The following is a 19,429-nucleotide window of genomic DNA, read 5'->3' on the forward strand; positions in this document are numbered from 1 at the left end:
GCCGATCCCGGGCGGCCCGTCGTACCCTCGACAACGCCGGTCGCCGGGCGCGTCGAGCGGCTCCGGTGCCGGGCTCGCCGACCGGGTACGGGACGTCCCCGCCTACCGGTATGCTCTCGACAGTTGTCTGACGGCAACTATGTTCACGGGAGCCGGCGCGGTGGGGAGGGCAGGGCCATGGTGGTGCCACGGCCACGGGCCGACGACCTGCTGTCGGTGGGTGGCGAGGGAGCCGGGCCGGAGACCTGGGTCGCCTGGCAGCCCTCCGTCCTGCTGGTCGAGGACGACGCGGGCGACGCGCTGCTGGTCGAGGAACTGGTCGCCGACAGCGCGCTGAAGATACGCCTCCAGTGGGTGCGGTCGATGACCGAGGCCGCCGAGGCGCTCGCCGCCGACGTACCGGACTGCGTCCTGCTCGACCTGCATCTGCCGGACGCCCAGGGCCTGGAGGCGCTCTCCCGGGTACGGGCGGGCGCCGAACGGGCCGCCGTCGTGGTCCTCACCGGTCTCGCCGAGGAGGAGACCGGACTCGCCGCCGTCGCCGCCGGGGCGCAGGACTACCTGGTCAAGGGCCGCGTCGAACCGGGCCTGTTCGGACGCTCGGTGCGCTACGCGATCCAGCGCAAGCAGGCCGAGCGGGCCGCCGTCGCCCTCCAGGCCAGCCGGATGCAGGCCCAGGAGAACGCCCGCCTGGAACGCGGGCTGCTGCCCAGGCCGCTGCTGCGCGGCGAGGGCGTCGAAGCGGTGGCCCGCTACCGTCCCGGCCGCGCGCAGGCGCTGCTGGGCGGCGACTTTTACGACATCGTGCAGAGCGTCGACGGCACGGTCCACGCGATGGTCGGTGACGTCTCCGGACACGGCCCCGACGAGGCCGCCCTCGGCGTCGCGCTGCGGATCGCCTGGCGCACGCTCGTGCTCAGCGGTGTCACGGGCGCCGAACAGGTGGCCCGGCTGGAGGAACTTCTCGTCGCCGAGCGCATCCGCAGCGAGATCTTCGCCACCCTGGTCTGCCTCACCGCCGCCCCCGGCGAGCGCACCGCCCGCGTGGTGCGGGCCGGCCACCACGGACTGCTGATGCGGGACAACGGCGGTGTGGAATGGGTGGAGGTGCCCGGCGGCCCGGCACTGGGCGTGGTCCCCGGCCTCGGGGACTGGCCGGTCGCCGACCTCGACGTACCGGCGGGCGCGGCCGTGGTCCTCTTCACCGACGGACTCTTCGAAGGGCACGTCGGCCGGGGCTCGGAGCGCCTGGGGGAGGACGGCCTGCTGCGGCTCGCCCGGGAGCGGGCCGCACTGGCCCCGGCGCCGTTCGTCGACGAACTGATCGCCAGTGCCGAGGCCCTGGCCGAGACCCGGGGCGGGCTGGCGGACGACGTGGCCGTGATGCATCTGCACTGGACATGAGACAGCCGCCCCGGACGTGATTCACCCGGCCGGGAACGAGCAGGCGGGACGAGAGGGTGCCGGAACGAGACGAACGGTGAGGAACATGGCGGGCAGAACGCGGATCGGGCGCCGGCTGACGGTGCAGGGATGGTTCTTCCTCGCGCTCTCGCTCATGGTGCTGCTGGTGGTCGTCGGCACCGCGATCGGCGCCAACCTGCTGAGCCGGACGGCCGACGTCACCGACGACCTGCTCCAGCGCGTGCAGCCCGCCCAGACCGAGGCGTACCGATTGCAGGCCGCACTGGTCAACCAGGAGACCGGTGTCCGCGGCTACGCGATCGCCGCCGACAAGCAGTTCCTCGCCCCGTACACCAGCGGCAAGCAGGACGAGGCCCGCTCCGCGGCCAGGTTGCGCGCCCAACTCCGCGACCGGCCCGCACTGCTCGCCGATCTGCGGGCGGTGGAGCGCGCCGCCGCGGCCTGGCGGCAGGACTACGCCGAGCCGCTCGCCGCCGCCGTCACCCCCGGCCGGCCGGGCACCGTCGACCAGGCCACCGTGGACAGCGGCAAGCACAGGTTCGACCGACTGCGCTCCCTCTGGGCCAAGCAGAACACCGACCTCGCCGGAGCCGTGAAGGAGGGCCACGCCCACCTCGCCCACCAGCGGACCGTACGCGACCTCGTCCTGAGCGCCTTGGTCGCCGCCTTCCTGCTCACCGGCGTCGCCCTCGCCGTCCTCGTACGCCTGCTGGTGACCCGTCCCCTGGAGGCGCTGACCAAGGCCTCGGAACGCGCCGCGGCGGGCGACTTCGCGCGCCGGATCGACGGCGACGGACCGGCCGACCTCACCGCCGTGGCGGGAGCCGTCGAGGCGATGCGCAGACGGATCGTCGCCGAACTCGACGCCTCCCGCGAGAAGGAGGAGGTACTCGGCCGCCAGGCCGCCGAGTTGGACGCCCAGGCCGTCGAACTGCGCCGCTCCAACACCGAGTTGGAGCAGTTCGCCTACGTCGCCTCGCACGATCTTCAGGAGCCGCTGCGCAAGGTCGCCTCGTTCTGCCAGCTGCTGGAGAAGCGGTACGGGACCAGCCTGGACGAACGCGGCCTGCAGTACATCGACTTCGCCGTCGACGGCGCCAAACGCATGCAGATCCTCATCAACGACCTGCTCACCTTCTCCCGCGTCGGGCGCCTCGACGACATCCGGGAGAAGGCCGGCCTCGGCCTGGCGCTGGACAAGGCGCTGCGGAACCTGGCGGCGTCCGTCGAGGAGTCGGACGCCCGGATCGACCGGCCCGAGACCCTGCCCGACACCGTCGGCGACCCGACACTGCTGGCCATGCTCTGGCAGAACCTCGTGGGCAACGCCCTCAAGTTCCGCCGGCCCGAGCACGCCCCGCACGTGTCCGTCACCTGCGGACCCGACCCCGAGACCCCCGGCATGTGGCGCCTGTCCGTCACCGACAACGGCATCGGCATCCCCGAGGAGTTCACCGACAAGGTCTTCGTCATCTTCCAGCGACTGCACAGCCGCGACGCCTACGGCGGCACCGGCATCGGACTCGCCCTGTGCAAGAAGATCGTCGAACACCACGGCGGCCGGATCTGGATCGACACCACGGTCGGCGAAGGCACCCGCTTCTGCTTCACGCTCCCCGCCGCCGAAGAGGCCGGGGACCCCGCCGAAGGCACCGCCGAAGCCGTCGGCCACCTGAAGATCCCGCAGTCACCGATGACGAGAAGGCCCTGACATGACCCTCCGCGACGCGACCCCGATCGACGTCCTCCTCGTCGAGGACGACCCGGGCGACGAACTGATGACCCGGGAAGCCTTCGAGGACAACAAGATCGGCAACACCCTCCATGTCGCCCGGGACGGCGAGGAGGCCCTCGACTTCCTCTACAAGCGCGGCGTGCACACCGGTGCCCCGCGGCCCGACCTCATCCTCCTCGACCTCAACCTGCCGAAGTACGACGGCCGTCAGGTCCTGGAGAAGATCAAGTCCGATCCGGAACTGGCGCACATCCCCGTCGTCGTGCTGACCACCTCGTCGGCCGAGGAGGACATCCTCCGCAGCTACAAGCTGCACGCCAACGCCTATGTCACCAAGCCGGTCGACCTGGACCAGTTCATCGCCGCGGTCCGCCAGATCGACGACTTCTTCGTGCAGGTGGTCCGCCTGCCCCATCGCTCCGTCTGACGCGCCGCGGTCGTGCGCCGACGGGACCCCGCCGTGCTCCGCCCCGAGCGCGAGTCGGCTGCTTGGGTGCCGGAAACCCGGGTAGAGCAACCGCATGAGCGACGTACCACCACACTGTCGACTTCCGTGAGGTGTCGAAGCAGTGGCAGCGCACGGGGAGGTCGACCAGGAAGGGTCGCGGGCGGCCGTCGCGGACGCCGTCGCGGGCCGGATCGCCGACGCCGTGGACGGGCTGACGGGGCTGTGGACCTCGGCGGCGGCCGACGCGTCGGTGCGGCTCTCGCCGCATCAACTGCGCGCCCTGCACGCCCTGGAGGCCGCACCGGACGCGAACCTGACCCTGCTGGCCGACCGCCTCGACGCGGGACTGCCCACGGTGAGCCGGCTCTGCGACCGGCTGGAGGCGGCCGGGCTGCTCCTCAGGGACCCGGCCCCGCACAACCGCCGGGAGATACGGCTGAGCCTCACCGCGCACGGCCGTGACGTGCTCGCGGAGGTCGCCGCGCTCAGGTCCCGGGCGCTGACGGAAGTCGTGGGCGCGATGGAACCGGACGACCGCGCGGCCCTGGAGCGCGGCCTGCGGGCACTGGCCGCGGCACGGCGGCGCGGGCCGCCCGCCCCGGGCGGCTGATCAGGACGCGGCGGTCAGGTCACGCGGTCAGGACACGGCGGTCAGGACACGGCGGTCAAGACGTGACGGTCAGGACACGGCGGTCAAGACGTGATGCTCAGGACGTGACGGTCAGGACGCGGCCGGATCGCGGCCGTGCCAGTCCAGGCACACCACGGCCGCGTCGGCGGTCAGGTCGGAGCTGCCGAAGTGTGCGACCAGACCCGCCACCACCGACCGCGCGACCTCCTGCGGAGCGCGCGCCGGAGCGGTGTCGAGCGCCCGGCGCAGTGCCTCCTCGCCGAACAGGCCGCCCTCCGGTGAGCGGGCCCCGTGGACTCCGGTGCTCACCGCCACCAGACGGTCCCCCGGCCGTACCGAGAAGATCTGCTCGTCGTAGGCGGTCTCCTCGAACATGCCGAGCGGGAGCTGCGCCTCCAGCTCGATGTGCCGCACGGTGTCGCCGCGGCGGCGGTAGAGGCGGGGCGAACCGGCGTCGACCGCCCGGACCGTGCCGGTCGCGAGGTCGAAGCGGAGCAGCAGCGTGGAGGCGTACGCCTTGCCGCCGAACTGGGCGTACACCGCCTGGTCGGCCAGCCGGGCCTGGTCGGCGAGGCACAGGCCGGCGCGGCGGGCGTTGCGCAGCGCGCCGACCGTGACACCGGTCAGCAGCGCGGCGTCGACACCGCGGCCCATTCCGTCGGTGACCGTCAGGGTGAGGTGGTCGCCGTCGGCGCTCCAGTCGAAGTTGTCGCCGCCCACGGTGTACGCGGGCTCCAGATGGGCGCCGATCTCGAACTCCGGGCGCTCGCAGCCCCGCCCCGGCAGGAGCTGCCACTGCATCTCGGCGGCCAGCGTGAGGCGCCGCGAGCGGCGGGCCAGGAGGTACAGGTCGGTGTCGCGTTCCGCCGCGGCGATCTCGTGGCCCAGGGCGGTGGCGAACGCGGCGATGCGGCCCACCCCGGCCGGACCGGCGTCGGGGAGGGGGACGCGGGCGCAGAGCACGCCGAGGCGGTCGCCACGCACGGAGACCGGCACATGGACGACGGCGGTCCCCTCGGCAGCCGGTTCGACGACCGGCCTCTGACCGGTGAACGCCCGCCCGGCCGGGCCGTCCTGGGCGGACACCGCTTCTTCGGTGCCGGGCAGCGGGTCCACCGGGCGCAGCGTCCGCAGGGCGTAGTCGGCGAGGAGAAGGGTGACCTCGCGGGCCCCGGCGCGGTCGCCGAGGAGACGGCGGGCCGTCGCCACCAGGGCGTCGGACGGAGCCGACCGCAACGCGCTCTCCACCGAGGGGAGCGGCTCAGAAGTGCTCACGGTGTTCACCCTTCCGGCTCAGTGCCTGCACACTAGCGCCACACCGGCGGGCGCGGGACACGGCCGGGGCCACCTCACCGCCCACGCCAGTCCAGGCACACCACCAGAGCGTCGTCGTCGGGGGTGGGGGTGCCGCGGTGGCCGGTCAGTTCGCGCAGGACGGCCCTGGGCACCTGTGCGGCGGGCAGCAGCCGCGTGCGCTGGATCGCCCGCGCCAGGGCCGCGTCCCCGTACTCCTCACCCTTGGGCGAGGCGACGGCGTAGACCCCGTCGCTGACGAAGAGGATCCGGTCCCCGGGCTCGATCCGGAACTCCTGCTCGATGTAGTCGGTCTCCTCGAACATGCCCAGCGGCAACTGCGCGTCGAACTCGATCCGTTCCACCACTCCGTCGCGCAGCCGCAGGGTCTGGGGCGACCCGGCGTCCACCACCCGCGCCCGTCCGGTGGTGAGTTCGAAGTCGAACATCAACACCGACATATGGCCACGGCCCCGGTAGTGGGCGTACACCGCCTGGTCCGCGAGGGCCGCCTGATCGGCCAGGGGGATGCCCGCGCGGCGCGCGTTGCGCAGAGCGTTGACCGCCAGGTTCGTCAGCAGCGAGGCCTCGATGCCCTCGCCCATGCCGTTCGAGACGTAGAGCGTGAGGCGGTCGGCGGTGGCGGACCAGTCGAAGTTGTCGCCGTGGATCGCGTAGGCGGGCTCCAGTTGGGCGCCGAGTTCGAACTCGGGGCGCGAGCACGAGCGGCCGGGCAGCAACTGCCACTGCATCTCGGCCGCGAGGGTGAGCCGGTCCTTGCGCCGGGCCCGCAGATACAGGTCGGTGTCGCGCTCGGCGACCAGCACCTCGTGTCCCAACACCTCGGCCAGCTCGGTCAGTTCGGGCAGGCACTCCCGCGCGTGGTCCCCGCCGGGCATGGTCACCGAGAGCACGCCGATGCGGTCCCCGCGCACACTGATCGGCAGGTGGACGCACACGCTGCCGTCCCCGAAGTTCCCCTCCACGAACGGCTCTTGGGCGCCGAAGGCGCGCCCGGCCGGAGTGTTGTGCAGGGAGACGGGCGGCAGGGTGTGCGGCAGCTCGGTGACGGGTTGCAGCACGGTCAGTCCGTAGTCGGCCACGAGCAGCTCGACGGAGTCCGCCGCGTAGCGCTCGACCAGTTCCCGGCCGACCACGTCGGGCAGCTCGTGCGGAGCCGCGGTCCGTAGGGCCCGTTCGACAGCCATGAATCTGTTCACGATCGTAGATATGCCAATCTCTCGCTGGGAGAACGCGTCGCCCGCTCCGGGCTGGGCCGTGTGGCCCCGGCGCCGCGGTTCGACTCGTCCATCTGTGTCCGTCGCGCGTGCCTAGTAGGCTGGAGGCCGTCCCTGTGCCTGCGAGAGTGTGATCGTGACGTCCATCCACCCCCGCCCCGAATCCGACGAGGTCGCGCGCGTCACCTCGACGGCCGCGGAGCTGCTGGAAGTCCTGTGGGGGCGCGCCTCGACCGCGCCCGCGTCCGCGTCGCAGCTGCGCGTCCTGTTCATCCTGGAGCACCACGAGGGCATCAACCTGCGCACCCTCGCCGACCACCTCGCCTCGACCCCGCCGTCGACCAGCCGGCTCTGCGACCGGCTACAGGCCGCCGGGTTCGTCGACCGCGAGGTGAGTCCCACGGACCGGCGCGAGGTGCGCCTGTATCTCAGCGGTCTGGGGCGGGCCTTCCTGGCGGACCTGCGGGCCCGTCGTGAGGAGGCGCTGGGGGAGGTGCTGGCACAGATGCCGGCCGCGGGACGCAACGCCCTGCTGACCGGCCTGGAGGCGTTCTGCGCGGTGGCGTCGGCGCAGATACACGACCACGACGAGTCCTCCGGCCGCCGCACCGCCTGACCGAGCCGCCCGGCGCACGGAGTGGGCTCCGTGGGGTGAGAGGTACTCGGTCTCGTCGGTCATGGTTCACCTCTGGTCGTCCGGGAAGCGCGGGGTTCCTTACCTGCTCACGGATGCCCGCGTCCGGCGGAGTCAGACCTGCCGTTCCTGCGAGACACGTCACGTGCGCCGACCACGACACTCCGGGCGAACCTCCTGGCCGCTTCCACCGTAACCGCGGGGACGGGCGAAAAACCTCGGACCGTGGTGCGATCTTTGCCGCCCGCACGCTGGCTACCGTTTCGCCCATGCCCGAACAGACAGCGCGCAACGTCGGCCCGTCGGGGATCGACATCGCCTACGAACGCCTCGGTGACCCCGACGCACCGCCGGTCCTGCTGATCATGGGAGCCGGCGCGCAGCTGATCAACTGGCCCGAGGGCTTCTGCCAAGCCCTGGTGGACCGGGGCGCGCACGTCGTCCGGTTCGACACCCGCGACTCCGGCCGGTCGACGCACTGCGCCGACGCGCCGGTGCCGGACTTCGCGGCGGCCCTGGCCGGTGACCTCTCGACGGCCGCCTACACGCTCTCCGACCTCGCCGCCGACACCGTCGGCCTGCTCGACGCGCTCGGCCTCGACGCGGTGCACCTCGTCGGCTCCTCGATGGGCGGCATGATCGCCCAGATGATCGCGATCGAGCACCCGGAGCGGGTCCGCTCGCTCACCTCGATGATGTCCACGACGGGCCGGCCCGGCGTGGGCGAGGCCGACTTCTCCCTGTTCGCCGGACTGGGCGCACCCCCGGCGGAACGGGAGGCGTTCGTCGCATGGCAGGTGAGCGCGCTGCGGCTCGCCGCGTCCCCCGGCTTCGCGTTCGACGCGCGGGCGGCGGCCGACCGCGCCGGACGGGTCTTCGACCGGGGCTACGACCCGCTCGGCATCCAGCGCCAGGGCCTCGCCGTCGTCGCGACCGGCGACCGCACCGAACGCCTTCGCTCCCTGCGGGTGCCCACGCTGGTCGTGCACGGCGCCGCCGACCGCGTGTGCGACGTCAGCGGCGCCCACGCCACCGCGGCCGCCGTACCGGGCGCCGAACTGCTGATCGTCGACGGCATGGGACACCACCTCCCGCAGGAACTCTGGCCCCGGCTCGCCGACCGCATCGGTGCGTTCCTCTAGCCCTCCCCGGGCGGGAAATCGGTTGCACAACGCGCCGCCCGGAGGCGAGCGTTGACGGAATGGAACAGGAGAAGCTCTGGGACACCGACACCGCCCGGCGGTACGACACCCCCGGCACCGGCATGTTCGCGCCCGAGGTCCTGGGGCCGACCGTGGACCGGCTCGCCCACCTCGCGGGCGACGGCGCGGCACTTGAGTTCGCCGTCGGGACCGGCCGGGTCGCCGTGCCGCTCGCCGAGCGCGGAGTCCCCGTCACCGGCATCGAGTTGTCACGGCCGATGGTCGAGCGACTGCGGACCAAGGCGGACGAGGCGACCCTCCCCGTGACCGTCGGCGACATGGCGACCACGGTCGTCCCGGGCACGTACAGCCTCGTCTATCTCGTCTACAACACCATCTCGAACCTGCTCACCCAGGCCGCGCAGGTCGAGTGCTTCCGCAACGCGGCCCGCCATCTCGCACCGGGCGGCCGGTTCCTGATCGAGCTGTGGGTGCCCGAGCTGCGCAAGCTGCCGCCGGGCCAGCGGGCCACCGTCTGGCGGACCGACCCCGACTACATCGCGCTGGACACCTACGACGTCCTCGACCAGCACGTCGTGTCGCACCACTTCCGGCTGGACGGGACCGGGCGGGCGCGGCTCGCCCTGAGCCCGCACCGCTACATCTGGCCCGCCGAACTCGACCTCATGGCCCAACTGGCGGGCTTCGAACTGGAGTCGAGACACGCGGACTGGGAGGAGTCCGCGTTCACCGCGGAGTCGACCTCCCATGTCTCCGTCTACCGCCTCCCGGCCGCGCCCTGACCGTCCCGGCTCAGACCGGGCGCGGGCCCTCGCCGCTGCCGCCCGCCTCCGGGCCGTCCGTCAGCGCGATGCGCGCGGTGATGCGCTTGCCCACCGGCTCGCGCCGCGCCTCGACACCGCGCGCCACCGCCCGCACGATCTCCAGGCCGTGCTGGCCCACCCGTTGGGCGTCGGCGTCCCGGGCGACCGGCAGCACCGGGTCCGAGTCCCACACCTCCACCTCGACCAGGGCGTCGACGATCCGCAGATCCATCAGCACCGGACCGGGCGCGTACTTGCGGGCGTTGGTGACCAGTTCACTGACCACCAGCTGCGTGAGATCCATGGCGCGCGCCGACACCGGCAGCCCGTACTCGGCCCGCGCCCGGGTGAGGAACACCGCGGCCAGCCGCCGGGCCTCGGCGATGCACGAGCCGTCGCCGTCCAGGGCCACGGTGGACCGTATGGGCCGAGTCCTGGCCCTGGCCTGCGGCGCTGTGTCGTCGTCCTCCGAAGAGTCTGGTTCCATCCGGATCGTTTCACCGCCTTCTGCGTGCCCCGCGCATACCCCGTGCGGCAGCACCCACTCCGTCATTCTCCGTCTGCTCCACCGGACGGGGGCATCAACCGTACGATGCGGGGCAGCACTTCGGATGACAGTCCTGATCCGTAGCGCTCGCCGACTTGTGTATGAGGACAGATGGTGGACACCGAACAGCCGGGGCAGCCGGGGCGGTTGTCGGTCAGGACCGACGTCGTCGACGGCGTCGCGGTCGTGGCCGTGGCCGGAGAGATCGACCAGCAGACGGCCGGCTCGCTGAGGGAGGCGCTGGACCTGTCGGCCGGAGCCCCGCCGCATGTCGTCCTGGACCTGCGCCAGGTCACCTTCATGGACTCCAGCGGCATCAACGTCCTGCTCACCGTCCACCACGAACTCGCCCGCGCGGACGGCTGGCTGCGACTGGCCGGGACCACCCCCTCCGTGCTGCGCATCATCCAGCTCGTCGGCATCGACGGAGTCATCGACTGCCACCCGACGGTCCAACAGGCCCTCGCCCCCTGACCGTTGGCGTGGCGCGATGCGCTTCCGCAGGTGGGGCCGGGAAAATTGGTGTCCTGCCGGCGGAGCGCGGTGATAGACATCCGACGTGACGAAGACTCTCGAATTCGCGGACCTGCTGCGGCTGATCGACGAACGCTCGACGGCGTTCCGGGCCGCGGTCGCCGCCGCGCCCGACCTCGACGCCCAGGTCCCGACCTGTCCCGACTGGACTCTGCTCGACCTGGTCCAGCACCTGGGCACCGTGCACCGCCGCTGGGCCGCGATCGTCGCCGCCGGACCCGCCGACAGCCGGGCGACCCCCGCCCCCTCGGAGGCACCCCGCGAGCGCGCCGAACTGATCGCCTGGTCGGCCGAGTCGACGCGGCAACTGCTGGACGCGCTGCGGGAGTTCGGCCCGGACCGCGGCTGCTGGACCTGGTGGGCCGACTCCCAGTCCCCGCAGACCTCCGGCGCCGTCGCCCGGCACCAGGTCCAGGAGGCCATGGTGCACACCTACGACGCCCAGATCACCGCCGGCGAGCCGCAGCCGCTGCCCGAGGAGGCGGCGGTGGACGGTGTCGAGGAGTTCCTGTTCACCTGCTGCGCGACGACCAGTGCCTGGCCGCACGACGTCGCCACCGTCGACTACCACGCCACCGAGGGCCGCTCCTGGCGTCTCGCGCTCTCGGACGCGGGCGCGACGGCCACTCCCGTCCCCGCGTCGGCGCCGATTCCCGCCGGCACCGCCTACGCCTCCGCCCGCGGCACGGCCGGTGAAATCGTCCTCTTCCTGTACGGCCGTACCTACGTCGACTCCCTGAAGTACGACGGCGAGCGACGGCTCTTCGACCAGCTCATCGCCTGGGACCCGGAGGCGTAGCGGAGCGCCGAAAGCCGGACCCGCTCGGCTAGGGTGACTCCGGAGGTGGTCAAGTGGCCGACAGCGCACGGCAGTTGAGCCAGGCTTCGGAGTCCACGACCGTGGTCGTGATCGGCGCGGGTCCAGCCGGGATGACCGTCGCGAACCTGTTGCAGCAGAGCGGCGTCGACTGCGTCGTGCTCGAACGCCGGACCCGCGCGTACGTGGCACAGCGCCAGCGGGCCGGCATCGTCGAGACCCGCGCCGTCCGCATGTTCGACTCCTGGGGACTCGCCGACCGCGTCCTGGGCGGTGTCCCGCACGAGGGCATCCTCGAACTCCGGGTCGACGGCGAACCCCATCTGGTCTCGGACCTCGACGGCTCCGAAGGACCGACCGCCCGCCTCTGCCCCCAGCAGATGCTGGTGCAGAAACTCACCGCCGAGTACCTCGCGAACGGCGGCGACCTGCGCTTCGAGGCCGCCGACGTCTCCCTGCACGACCTGACCGGCGAACGGCCGACCGTCCGCTACCGCACCCCGGACGGCGAACCGCGCACCCTCGCCTGCGAGTTCGTCGCGGGCTGCGACGGCGACCACGGCGTCAGCCGCACCTCCGTCCCCGAAGGGGCCCTCACGCCGTACGCCTTCGACCACGGGATCGGCTGGCTGACGGTCCTCGCCGACGCCCCGCCGCCGGCCCACCCGCTGCTGGCCGTCAGCCCGCAGGGCTTCGCAGCGCACTTCCCGCGCGGCCCGTACACCAGCCGCTACTACCTCCAGTGCCCGCCCGACGACCTCCCCGAGGCCTGGCCCGACGACCGGGTCTGGGACGCCCTGCGCACCCGGCTCGGCGACCCGGGGCTCGGCTCCGGCCCGATCACCGACCGCGAGATCTTCCGGCTCCGCAGCCTGGTCCACGACCCCATGCAGTACGGCCGCCTGCACCTCGTCGGCGACGCGGCGCACATCGTCTCGCCCATGGGCGGCAAGGGCATGAACCTCGCGCTCTACGACGCCGACCTCTTCGCCCGAGCCGTACGGGACTCCGTCCACGGGCACGACGACACGGGCCTGCGTACCTACTCGGAGCGCTGTCTGCGCCGCGTCTGGAACGACCAGGAGTTCTCCCACTGGATGACCGCCATGCTCCACGACGCGGGCGACGCCACCGGCTCCGGCCCGTTCCGGCGCGGCCTGGCCCGCGCCCGGCTCGACCGGCTCTTCACGGCACCCGGCGCGGCCCGCGCCTTCGCCGAACTCATGACAGGCCTCGAATTCACCGAAGGCGCCGGGCCGTCGCGCTGACATCGGCGACGGCGCGGGTGCCGTACGCCGAGCCGCCGCGTATGCGCGTACATCTAATGTTCTTGACATCTTCCGGGCCCGACGACGTAGGTTGAGGCGATCGTTCCCGGACGGGGGGAGGCCCCATGCGCGCATGCGACGCCGCATCTCGCGGTGCCGTCCCGGGCGCGCGGCTGATCACCCGCCGGCACGTCGACTACTGCCGTACCGCCTCCGCCGTCTGTCCTTCCGTACGCCCCTGACCCACGCCGGCCCCACGGGCCGTCCGTCTCGACGCGTTCTCGGAAGGAACACCCATGTCCGGCTCCGCTCTGCGGCTCGCCCTCGAAATCGACGGCGACGGCGCCCATCCCGCGGCCTGGCGCCGCGCCGCCCACTCGCCCGACCAACTGCTGAGCCCGCGCCGGGTGGCGCGCGTCGCCGCCGACGCGGAGAACGCCGGGTTCACCCTGCTCACCCTGGAGGACGGCGCGCTCCCGCCCGGCACCGGCCCGGACCTCCTCGGCCGGATCGGCGCGGTGGAACGGGCCGCGTTCGTCGCCGCCTCGACGAGCGTCGTCGGCGTCGCGCCGGTCGTGCCGCTCACCTACGCCGAACCGTTCCACGTCTCCAGCCAGTTGGCGTCCCTGGACCACATCTCGGTCGGGCGCGCCGGGTGGGTGGTGAGCGAGGAGACACGTCCCGAGGCCGCCTCAGTGTGGGGTCGCCCGCTCGTCGACGGAGCCGCGGCACGCGCCCGCGAATCCCGTGACGGCGTCGAGGTCGTCCGCGCGCTGTGGGACTCCTGGGAGGACGACGCGGTCATCCGCTCCGTCGCCACCAGCCGCTATCTCGACCGCGAGCGGCTGCACTACGTCGACTTCACCGCCGACACGTACACGGTGAAGGGCCCGGCGATCGTGCCGCGCCCGCCGCAGGGCCAGCTCGTCGTCCTCGGCCACCCCGACCGGGTGCCCGCCGGGCAGCTCGACATCGCCCTCGTCGCGGGCCGCGACCGCGCGGACATCGCCTCGGGCGCGGCCGGTGCCGGCACACCCCTCGCCTTCGCCGAGATCGACGTCGCCCTCGACACCTCCCACGCCACCGCCGAGGAACGCGTCGCCGACCTCGAACGCCACGCGCCCTGGCCCGACCGGGGACGGCTGCGCCACATCGGCTCGGCCGCCGGACTCGCGCTGCTGCTCGGCGAGTTGAGGGGAGTGGTGGACGGAGTCCGGCTGCACCCGCTGGTCCTGGACGAGGACCTCCCGGAACTCTCCCGGCTCACCCTGCCCCACCTCTTCGAACGACGCCACGCCCTACGGCCCCTGCCCGCCGCGACCCTGCGCACACACCTGGGCCTCGACCGGCCCGCGAACCGCTACGCCGCCGCGGCCGTCCAGGAGGAAGCCCGATGACCCGCACCGACCCCCTCGATGTGCCCCGCCCGGACGCCCGGCTCCACTTCGGCGTCTTCTTCCAGGGCGTCAACCACTGGACCATCTGGTCCGACCCGGCCAGCGGTTCCCAGATCGACCCCGCGAACTTCCGGCGGGTCGCCCAGACCGCCGAACGCGGCCTGTTCGACGCGTTCTTCCTGGGGGAGGGGCTGCGGCTGCGCGAGGTCGACGGACAGATCCACGACCTCGACGTCGCCGGCCGGCCCGACGCCATCACCCAACTCGCCGCGCTGGCCGCCGTCACCGAGCGGATCGGCCTGGTCAGCACCTCCAACACCACCTTCAACGAACCCGCCGACCTCGCCCGCCGCCTCTCCGGCCTCGACCTGCTCTCCGCCGGCCGGGCCGGCTGGAACGTGGTGACCACCGACAACGCCTGGACCGGCGCCAACTTCCGCCGCGGCGGCTACCTCGACCACGCCGACCGCTACCGGCGCGCCGAGGAGTTCCTCACCGTCGCCCGCGCCCTCTGGGACGGCTGGACGGACGCCGCCGTCGCGGGCGCCGCCGACGCGCCGGCCTGGGCGGCACCCGGTGCCGTACGCCAAGTCCGCCATCGGGGAGCGCAGTTCGACGTCGACCTCGCACCCACCCTGCCGCGCAGCGCCCAGGGACACCCGGTGATCTTCCAGGCCGGTGACTCCGCCGAGGGCCGCGACTTCGCCGCCCGCAACGCCGACGTCATCTTCTCCGCGCACGGCGACGACTTCGACGACGCGCTCGCCTTCGCCGACGACCTCAGGTCCCGGCTGCGGGTCGCGGGCCGCCCCGAGGACGACCTGCGCATCCTCCCCGGCACCGAGATCATCATCGGCGCCACCGAGGCGGAGGCCCTGGAGAAGAAGCGCTGGATCCGCCGCCAACAGGTCACCCCGGCAACGGCGTTGGGCATCGCGGGCCTGCTGTGGGGCATCGACCTCTCCGGCCGTGACGCGGACGGACCGCTGCCCAAGGAGGACCCGGTCGTCGCCGAGAACGACGGCTCCTTCGGCGCCCGGCGCATCGCCGATCCGCGCCAAGTGGTCACCGAATGGCGGGAGAAGGCCGACGCGAACCGCTGGTCGCTGCGCGATACCGTCATCGCGCTCGGCCCCCAGCGCGGCCACGTCGGCACCCCGGCCCAACTGGCCGACAGGTTCACCCACTTCGTCCGGCACGGTGCCGTCGACGGCTTCAACGTCACGCCGTACCTGATCCCGGACGGCCTGGACGACATCGTCGACCTCCTCGTCCCCGAACTCCAGGAACGCGGCGTCTACCGCACCGAGTACACCGGCACCACCCTGCGCGAACACCTGGACCTGCGCGCACCGCTCACCCGCCGCGGGGCGGCCTGACCGACGACCCCGGTGGCCACCGTCTCCCGCCCACGGTGGCCACCGCAGGTCTGCGTCAGCGCTCCAGCAGCCGCAGGCCCAGGGGTGTCGCCGAGTGCCGTACGGACTGGCCCTCCCGGTGACTGGCGACCAGACCGCCGTCGCGCAACACCCCCAGCTGGTAACTGGCGCTGGGCAACGCGATGTTGGCCGCCGAGGCCACCTCCGACGTGGTCCGCGCGCCATGGCTGGCCAGATGCGCCAGAACGACCGTCCGGGTACGGCCGAGCAGCCGCTCCAGCCCGTTCTTGCTCGCGCGGACGATCTCCAGGGGCTGCTTGGCCACCGGATAGACGAGTACCGGCCCGAGCGTGGGGTCCGCGAGCGCGGTCGGTCTGCGCCAGCAGAAGTAGGACGGGACGAGCAGCAGGCCCCGCCCCTCCAGATGCAGTTCGCGGTCGACGGGGTAGTTCACCTCCAGCACGGGAGCGTGCCAACGGGCGTGCGGGCGCAGGCTGTCGAGGAGTCCGGAGGTGCCGCCGTCGAGGAGCGCGCGGGCCCGCAGCTCCACGTCGTCGCAGACGGCGGCCTGGACGTGGGGCCAGTACGGTTCGAGCAGTGTCCCGCAGGACAGTTCCAGCGCGCGGGTCAACGCCCCCAGGGCCCTGGTCCCCGGCCGGTCGAGGGTGGAGACCCACGACGGCAGCGGACGGGACTCGGCGAGCCGGGACAGCTCGGCGGTCAACCGGGTGCGGGAGGTGGCCCGTACCTCGTCCAGACCGCCCGCCAGACTGCCGCCCGTGACGGACGGCGTCAGGAAGTCGGGGATGTAGCCCACCGCCGGAATCAGCGTCTGTAACGGCAGCAGGGCCCGCCCCGCCCGCGGGTCCGTGGCCAGCCGGTCGCGCACCGAACGGCGCCAGTGACCGAATTCGAGCGCCCCCTGTCGGCTGTCCAACCGGCAGACACCGCACACGAGTTCCCACAGCGCGTGCGGTTGACGGGCGATCCGGATGTTCTCCAGATCCCGCGAGGTGAAGTGGATTCGGAGCATACGGCCTCATTCCCGCGCGTGGTCAGGGCGCAGTGATCGGTGGGGGGTCACGGCCGCACCGAACGGGCGGGCCACTGAAAGTGACGGCTCAGAGGCCCGCTTGGTTGTCGGGGCGAGCCGGGTGCCGCCGTGACCCGGCCGTCAGGCCCCGCCGCGCTCCCGCGGAATCTTCTGCCCCGCCTCGACGGCCACCGGCAGCCGGTTCTCCGCCGGCGGCAGCGGGCAGGTGGCCAGGTCGGTATAGGCGCACGGCAGATTGGCCGCCCGGTTGAAGTCCAGGACCACCGTGCCGTCATCGGCGGGCGGGGCGAGCGCGAGGGCCCGGTTCGCGGCGTAGGTCGTCACACCGGAGGTGGCGTCCGTGAACAGGACCAGCAGCGAGCCCGGCCCACGTCCGGGGAACGCCGTGAGGGCCAGCGGCTGCCCGTCCAGTTCGAAGTCGACCCGGCCCGGAGCGTCGTACACATGCTCAAGACCCTCGACCGCCGCGCCCACGGTCGTCGGGCGCGGTGTCTCGAAGGCCGTGTACCGTCCGCGCACCACCCAGCGGGGATCCGGCGCGTACGCGGGGGTACCGGCGAAAGCGGTGCGCAGCGGCGCGTCCGGATGCCGGGGCCGGACGATGTCGTACCCGCCGCGCCGCGCCACCTCGATCACGGCGTCGCCCCACACCGCGTCGACACCGCCCCGCTCGGCCAGCACACCGAACCGGTACTCGCCCCGCACGGTCGTCCCCGCCACGACGAGTTCCTCACCGTCGTCCAGCGCTACGGCCACCCCCTCGGCGTCGGTCCACCAGGCGCCCGGCGCGTCCGGGAACCGCTGCGGCCGGTCGTCCAGCCAGTGCAGTCCGGTGATCGCCAGGAATCCGTGCGGGGCGGCGAGCCGCTCCTCCTGACCGCGATACCACTCCAGCCACTCCTGGGCGAAGGCCTGAAGATCCGTCGCAGTGAGGTCAACGGTCATGGTCGCTCCTTCGTCGCACGAGGCTCTCGGCCGCCTCGCAACCGGGTCGTACCCCTGTCAACCCCGGTGGACCGGCGCGGGATTCCGGCCATGTGTGACAGCTTCGTGTCGTCATGCGGCGCGCCTCGCCCGAGCGGACCGTCAGCTCACGAACCGCTCCACGTCCAGGTCGGTGAGCGAGTCCACCGCGTCCAACTGCTCGGCGGCTGCCACGAGCCGGTCGTACTCGGCGGGGCGGAGGGAGAGGCGGAAGCACACGATCACGTGCGCGAGGTTGTCGATGGCCATGTCGGTCTCGTCGTTCTCGATCATATCGACGACCGTGGTCAGTGAACTCACGGGTCCGCCGGCGACGACCGCCCGACGCGTGAGGCTCTCGGCGACCGAACGGATCAGTGCCTCCGGCGAGTTGGGCGCTTCGACGCGAGGCGGTTGTTCTCGCCGTCTGCGAAGTCGCATGTCAGCCGACCTCGTTGAGCTTCCCGGTGGCCACGTCGAAGACGAAGCCCCGGATGCCGTCCTTGTGGACGATGAACGGGTCGGCCTTGATGCGGGCGATCGACTGCCGTACGTCGGTGTCCAGATCGCCGAACGCCTCCGCCGCCCAGGACGGACGGATGCCGGTGTCCTCCTCGATCGCGGCCTTGAAGCCGTCGTCGGTGAAGGTCAGCATCCCGCAGTCCGTGTGGTGGATGAGGATGATCTCCTCGGTGCCCAGCAGCCGTTGGCTGATCGCGAGGGAGCGGATCTCGTCCTGCGTGACCACCCCGCCCGCGTTGCGGATGACGTGGGCCTCGCCCTCGTTCAGGCCGAGGATCGCGTACACGTCGAGCCGCGCGTCCATGCAGGCCACGACGGCGAGGTGCTTGGCGGGAGGCAGCGGGAGCGGACCCTCGAAGGTCTCCGCGTAACGGGCGTTGTTGGCCAGCAGTTCATCGGTCACGGACATGGTGGACCTCGGTTCTCGTGTGGTGTCACAGGTGCGGTGCGGGAGCGGCGGACGGGACCGGCGCGCAGCGACAGAACACATCGAAAACGTAGGCACGACGCGAGGGCCAGAAGCCCGTGAGCGTGGTGGCGAAGGTCGGCACCCGACCAGTGAACCTTCCGGAGCCGACATCTGGCAAGGAAACGCCGGTGCGGCCCCGCCCGGTCGCCGCCCGCCCGCGCGCCACACCAGACTGACACCGGGGCACGCCCGACCCGAGCCGAAGGAGAAACGCCCATGAGCACCTTCCCCACCGCGCGAGACGTCAGGACCACGCCCGAGGGACTGCTGTGGGAACCGAGCCGGCGCCGGGTCCGCGGCCTCAAGGGAGACGTCACCGTCGTGGACAGCAGACACCCGGTCCTCGTCTGGGAGCCCGGAGTCCCGGTACCGCTCTACGCCTTCCCGCACGACGAGATCCGCGAGGACCTGCTCCGCCCCGCGAAGAACCCCCCGACCGGCACACACACCGGATCGGACATCTTCTACGACCTCGAAATCGACGGCCTGTCGGTCGAGAACGCGGCGTGGACCTTCCCCGGGGAGGACCTCGCCGGGTACATCGCCTTCGAGTGGTTCCGGCGGGTCGGGCGCGGCCTGGACCACTGGTACGAGGAGGACGAGGAGATCTTCGTCCACCCCCGCGACCCGCACAAACGGGTGGACGCCCTCCCCAGCAGCCGCCATGTCCGGGTGGAGATCGACGGCACGCTCGTCGCCGACACCCGGCGTCCGGTCCTCGTCTTCGAGACGGGCCTGCCGACCCGGTACTACATCCCGCGCGAGGACGTCCGCCTGGACCTCTTCGAACCGACCGACCACAGCACGGGGTGCCCCTACAAGGGGACCGCCACGTACTGGTCCTGGCGGAGCGGGAACGGCGGTGCCGGTACGTCCGGTGGGCCCGCTGTCCCGCCGAACGTCATCTGGAGCTATCCGGAGCCGCTGCCGGCGGTGGGCGCGGTCAAGGACCTGCTCGCCTTCTACAACGAGGTGGTCGACATCACCGTGGACGACGAGCCCGTGGAGCGTCCCGTCACACCTTTCACCGAGTCGCTGACCCTGGAGGAAGCGGGATGAGCAGGAGCCGTGCGGTTGCGGGCAGTGGCGTCGTGAACAGCCCCGACGCC

20 protein-coding genes are annotated in these 19,429 nt (G+C 72.4%); 13 read left to right on the plus strand and 7 right to left on the minus strand.

Features of this window, described 5'->3' with window-relative positions:
- Positions 1-177: 177 nt before the first annotated feature.
- From ACIQPR_RS25225 to ACIQPR_RS25240, 4 genes are all read left to right on the plus strand, one after another.
- Positions 178-1,404 (plus strand): PP2C family protein-serine/threonine phosphatase, encoded by a 1,227-nt coding sequence (locus ACIQPR_RS25225; RefSeq protein ID WP_403652157.1) that lies wholly within the window; start codon positions 178-180, stop codon positions 1,402-1,404.
- 85 nt (positions 1,405-1,489) lie between these two features.
- On the plus strand, positions 1,490-3,136 hold the full coding sequence (locus ACIQPR_RS25230; protein WP_403652160.1) for an ATP-binding protein: 1,647 nt from the start codon (positions 1,490-1,492) through the stop codon (positions 3,134-3,136).
- Position 3,137: 1 nt separating this feature from the next.
- Entirely contained in the window at positions 3,138-3,587 is a 450-nt protein-coding gene (locus tag ACIQPR_RS25235) for a response regulator (protein ID WP_403652162.1), read from the plus strand.
- Positions 3,588-3,729: 142 nt separating this feature from the next.
- Entirely contained in the window at positions 3,730-4,218 is a 489-nt protein-coding gene (locus ACIQPR_RS25240) for a MarR family winged helix-turn-helix transcriptional regulator (protein WP_403652165.1), read from the plus strand.
- Positions 4,219-4,329: 111 nt separating this feature from the next.
- Here ACIQPR_RS25240 and ACIQPR_RS25245 read toward each other — a convergent pair whose 3' ends face one another.
- Positions 4,330-5,523, minus strand: coding sequence for a PP2C family protein-serine/threonine phosphatase (locus tag ACIQPR_RS25245; RefSeq protein WP_403652168.1), 1,194 nt, complete (start codon positions 5,521-5,523; stop codon positions 4,330-4,332).
- A gap of 65 nt (positions 5,524-5,588) precedes the next feature.
- A complete protein-coding gene (locus ACIQPR_RS25250; protein WP_403652171.1) occupies positions 5,589-6,740 on the minus strand; it encodes a PP2C family protein-serine/threonine phosphatase in 1,152 nt (383 codons plus the stop codon).
- A gap of 160 nt (positions 6,741-6,900) precedes the next feature.
- On the opposite strand from ACIQPR_RS25250, the gene ACIQPR_RS25255 reads away from it, so the two are divergent.
- From ACIQPR_RS25255 to ACIQPR_RS25265, 3 genes are all read left to right on the plus strand, one after another.
- Positions 6,901-7,386 (plus strand): MarR family transcriptional regulator, encoded by a 486-nt coding sequence (locus ACIQPR_RS25255; protein ID WP_403652174.1) that lies wholly within the window; start codon positions 6,901-6,903, stop codon positions 7,384-7,386.
- A gap of 287 nt (positions 7,387-7,673) precedes the next feature.
- Positions 7,674-8,546 (plus strand): alpha/beta fold hydrolase, encoded by an 873-nt coding sequence (locus ACIQPR_RS25260; protein ID WP_403652177.1) that lies wholly within the window; start codon positions 7,674-7,676, stop codon positions 8,544-8,546.
- A 59-nt stretch (positions 8,547-8,605) separates the two neighbouring features.
- A complete protein-coding gene (locus ACIQPR_RS25265; protein ID WP_403652179.1) occupies positions 8,606-9,349 on the plus strand; it encodes a class I SAM-dependent DNA methyltransferase in 744 nt (247 codons plus the stop codon).
- 10 nt (positions 9,350-9,359) lie between these two features.
- Here ACIQPR_RS25265 and ACIQPR_RS25270 read toward each other — a convergent pair whose 3' ends face one another.
- Positions 9,360-9,857, minus strand: a complete 498-nt coding sequence (locus ACIQPR_RS25270) for an ATP-binding protein (RefSeq protein ID WP_403652181.1) — start codon at positions 9,855-9,857, stop codon at positions 9,360-9,362.
- Positions 9,858-10,028: 171 nt separating this feature from the next.
- Between ACIQPR_RS25270 and ACIQPR_RS25275 the strand changes: the two genes are divergently transcribed.
- The 5 genes from ACIQPR_RS25275 (at position 10,029) to ACIQPR_RS25295 (ending at position 15,312) form a co-directional block, all read left to right on the plus strand.
- Positions 10,029-10,391, plus strand: coding sequence for an STAS domain-containing protein (locus tag ACIQPR_RS25275; RefSeq protein ID WP_403652184.1), 363 nt, complete (start codon positions 10,029-10,031; stop codon positions 10,389-10,391).
- An 85-nt stretch (positions 10,392-10,476) separates the two neighbouring features.
- Complete coding sequence (locus ACIQPR_RS25280; protein WP_403652187.1) at positions 10,477-11,250, plus strand: maleylpyruvate isomerase family mycothiol-dependent enzyme; 774 nt, start codon at positions 10,477-10,479, stop codon at positions 11,248-11,250.
- Positions 11,251-11,303: 53 nt separating this feature from the next.
- On the plus strand, positions 11,304-12,536 hold the full coding sequence (locus ACIQPR_RS25285; protein ID WP_403652190.1) for a 4-hydroxybenzoate 3-monooxygenase: 1,233 nt from the start codon (positions 11,304-11,306) through the stop codon (positions 12,534-12,536).
- Positions 12,537-12,832: 296 nt separating this feature from the next.
- Positions 12,833-13,933, plus strand: a complete 1,101-nt coding sequence (locus ACIQPR_RS25290) for an LLM class flavin-dependent oxidoreductase (protein ID WP_403652193.1) — start codon at positions 12,833-12,835, stop codon at positions 13,931-13,933.
- Entirely contained in the window at positions 13,930-15,312 is a 1,383-nt protein-coding gene (locus ACIQPR_RS25295) for an NtaA/DmoA family FMN-dependent monooxygenase (protein WP_403652196.1), read from the plus strand. Before ACIQPR_RS25290 ends, ACIQPR_RS25295 begins: the two co-directional genes overlap by 4 nt.
- 55 nt (positions 15,313-15,367) lie before the next feature.
- On the opposite strand, the gene ACIQPR_RS25300 is transcribed toward ACIQPR_RS25295, so the two are convergent.
- The 4 genes from ACIQPR_RS25300 to ACIQPR_RS25315 all read right to left on the minus strand — a co-directional run bounded on the left by ACIQPR_RS25300 (position 15,368) and on the right by ACIQPR_RS25315 (position 18,260).
- Positions 15,368-16,345, minus strand: a complete 978-nt coding sequence (locus tag ACIQPR_RS25300) for an ArsR/SmtB family transcription factor (RefSeq protein WP_403652198.1) — start codon at positions 16,343-16,345, stop codon at positions 15,368-15,370.
- Between the two features lie 141 nt (positions 16,346-16,486).
- Positions 16,487-17,311, minus strand: a complete 825-nt coding sequence (locus tag ACIQPR_RS25305; protein ID WP_403652201.1) for a DUF1684 domain-containing protein — start codon at positions 17,309-17,311, stop codon at positions 16,487-16,489.
- Between the two features lie 141 nt (positions 17,312-17,452).
- Positions 17,453-17,623 (minus strand): hypothetical protein, encoded by a 171-nt coding sequence (locus tag ACIQPR_RS25310; RefSeq protein ID WP_403652204.1) that lies wholly within the window; start codon positions 17,621-17,623, stop codon positions 17,453-17,455.
- A 148-nt stretch (positions 17,624-17,771) separates the two neighbouring features.
- On the minus strand, positions 17,772-18,260 hold the full coding sequence (locus ACIQPR_RS25315; protein WP_403652206.1) for a beta-class carbonic anhydrase: 489 nt from the start codon (positions 18,258-18,260) through the stop codon (positions 17,772-17,774).
- A 276-nt stretch (positions 18,261-18,536) separates the two neighbouring features.
- Here ACIQPR_RS25315 and ACIQPR_RS25320 point away from each other — a divergent pair, with 276 nt between their 5' ends.
- Positions 18,537-19,379, plus strand: coding sequence for a DUF427 domain-containing protein (locus ACIQPR_RS25320; RefSeq protein WP_403652209.1), 843 nt, complete (start codon positions 18,537-18,539; stop codon positions 19,377-19,379).
- The last annotated feature ends 50 nt before the right edge of the window (positions 19,380-19,429 follow it).

The sequence above is a fragment of the Streptomyces sp. NPDC091280 genome (genome assembly GCF_044768565.1).
Lineage (GTDB): Bacteria > Actinomycetota > Actinomycetes > Streptomycetales > Streptomycetaceae > Streptomyces.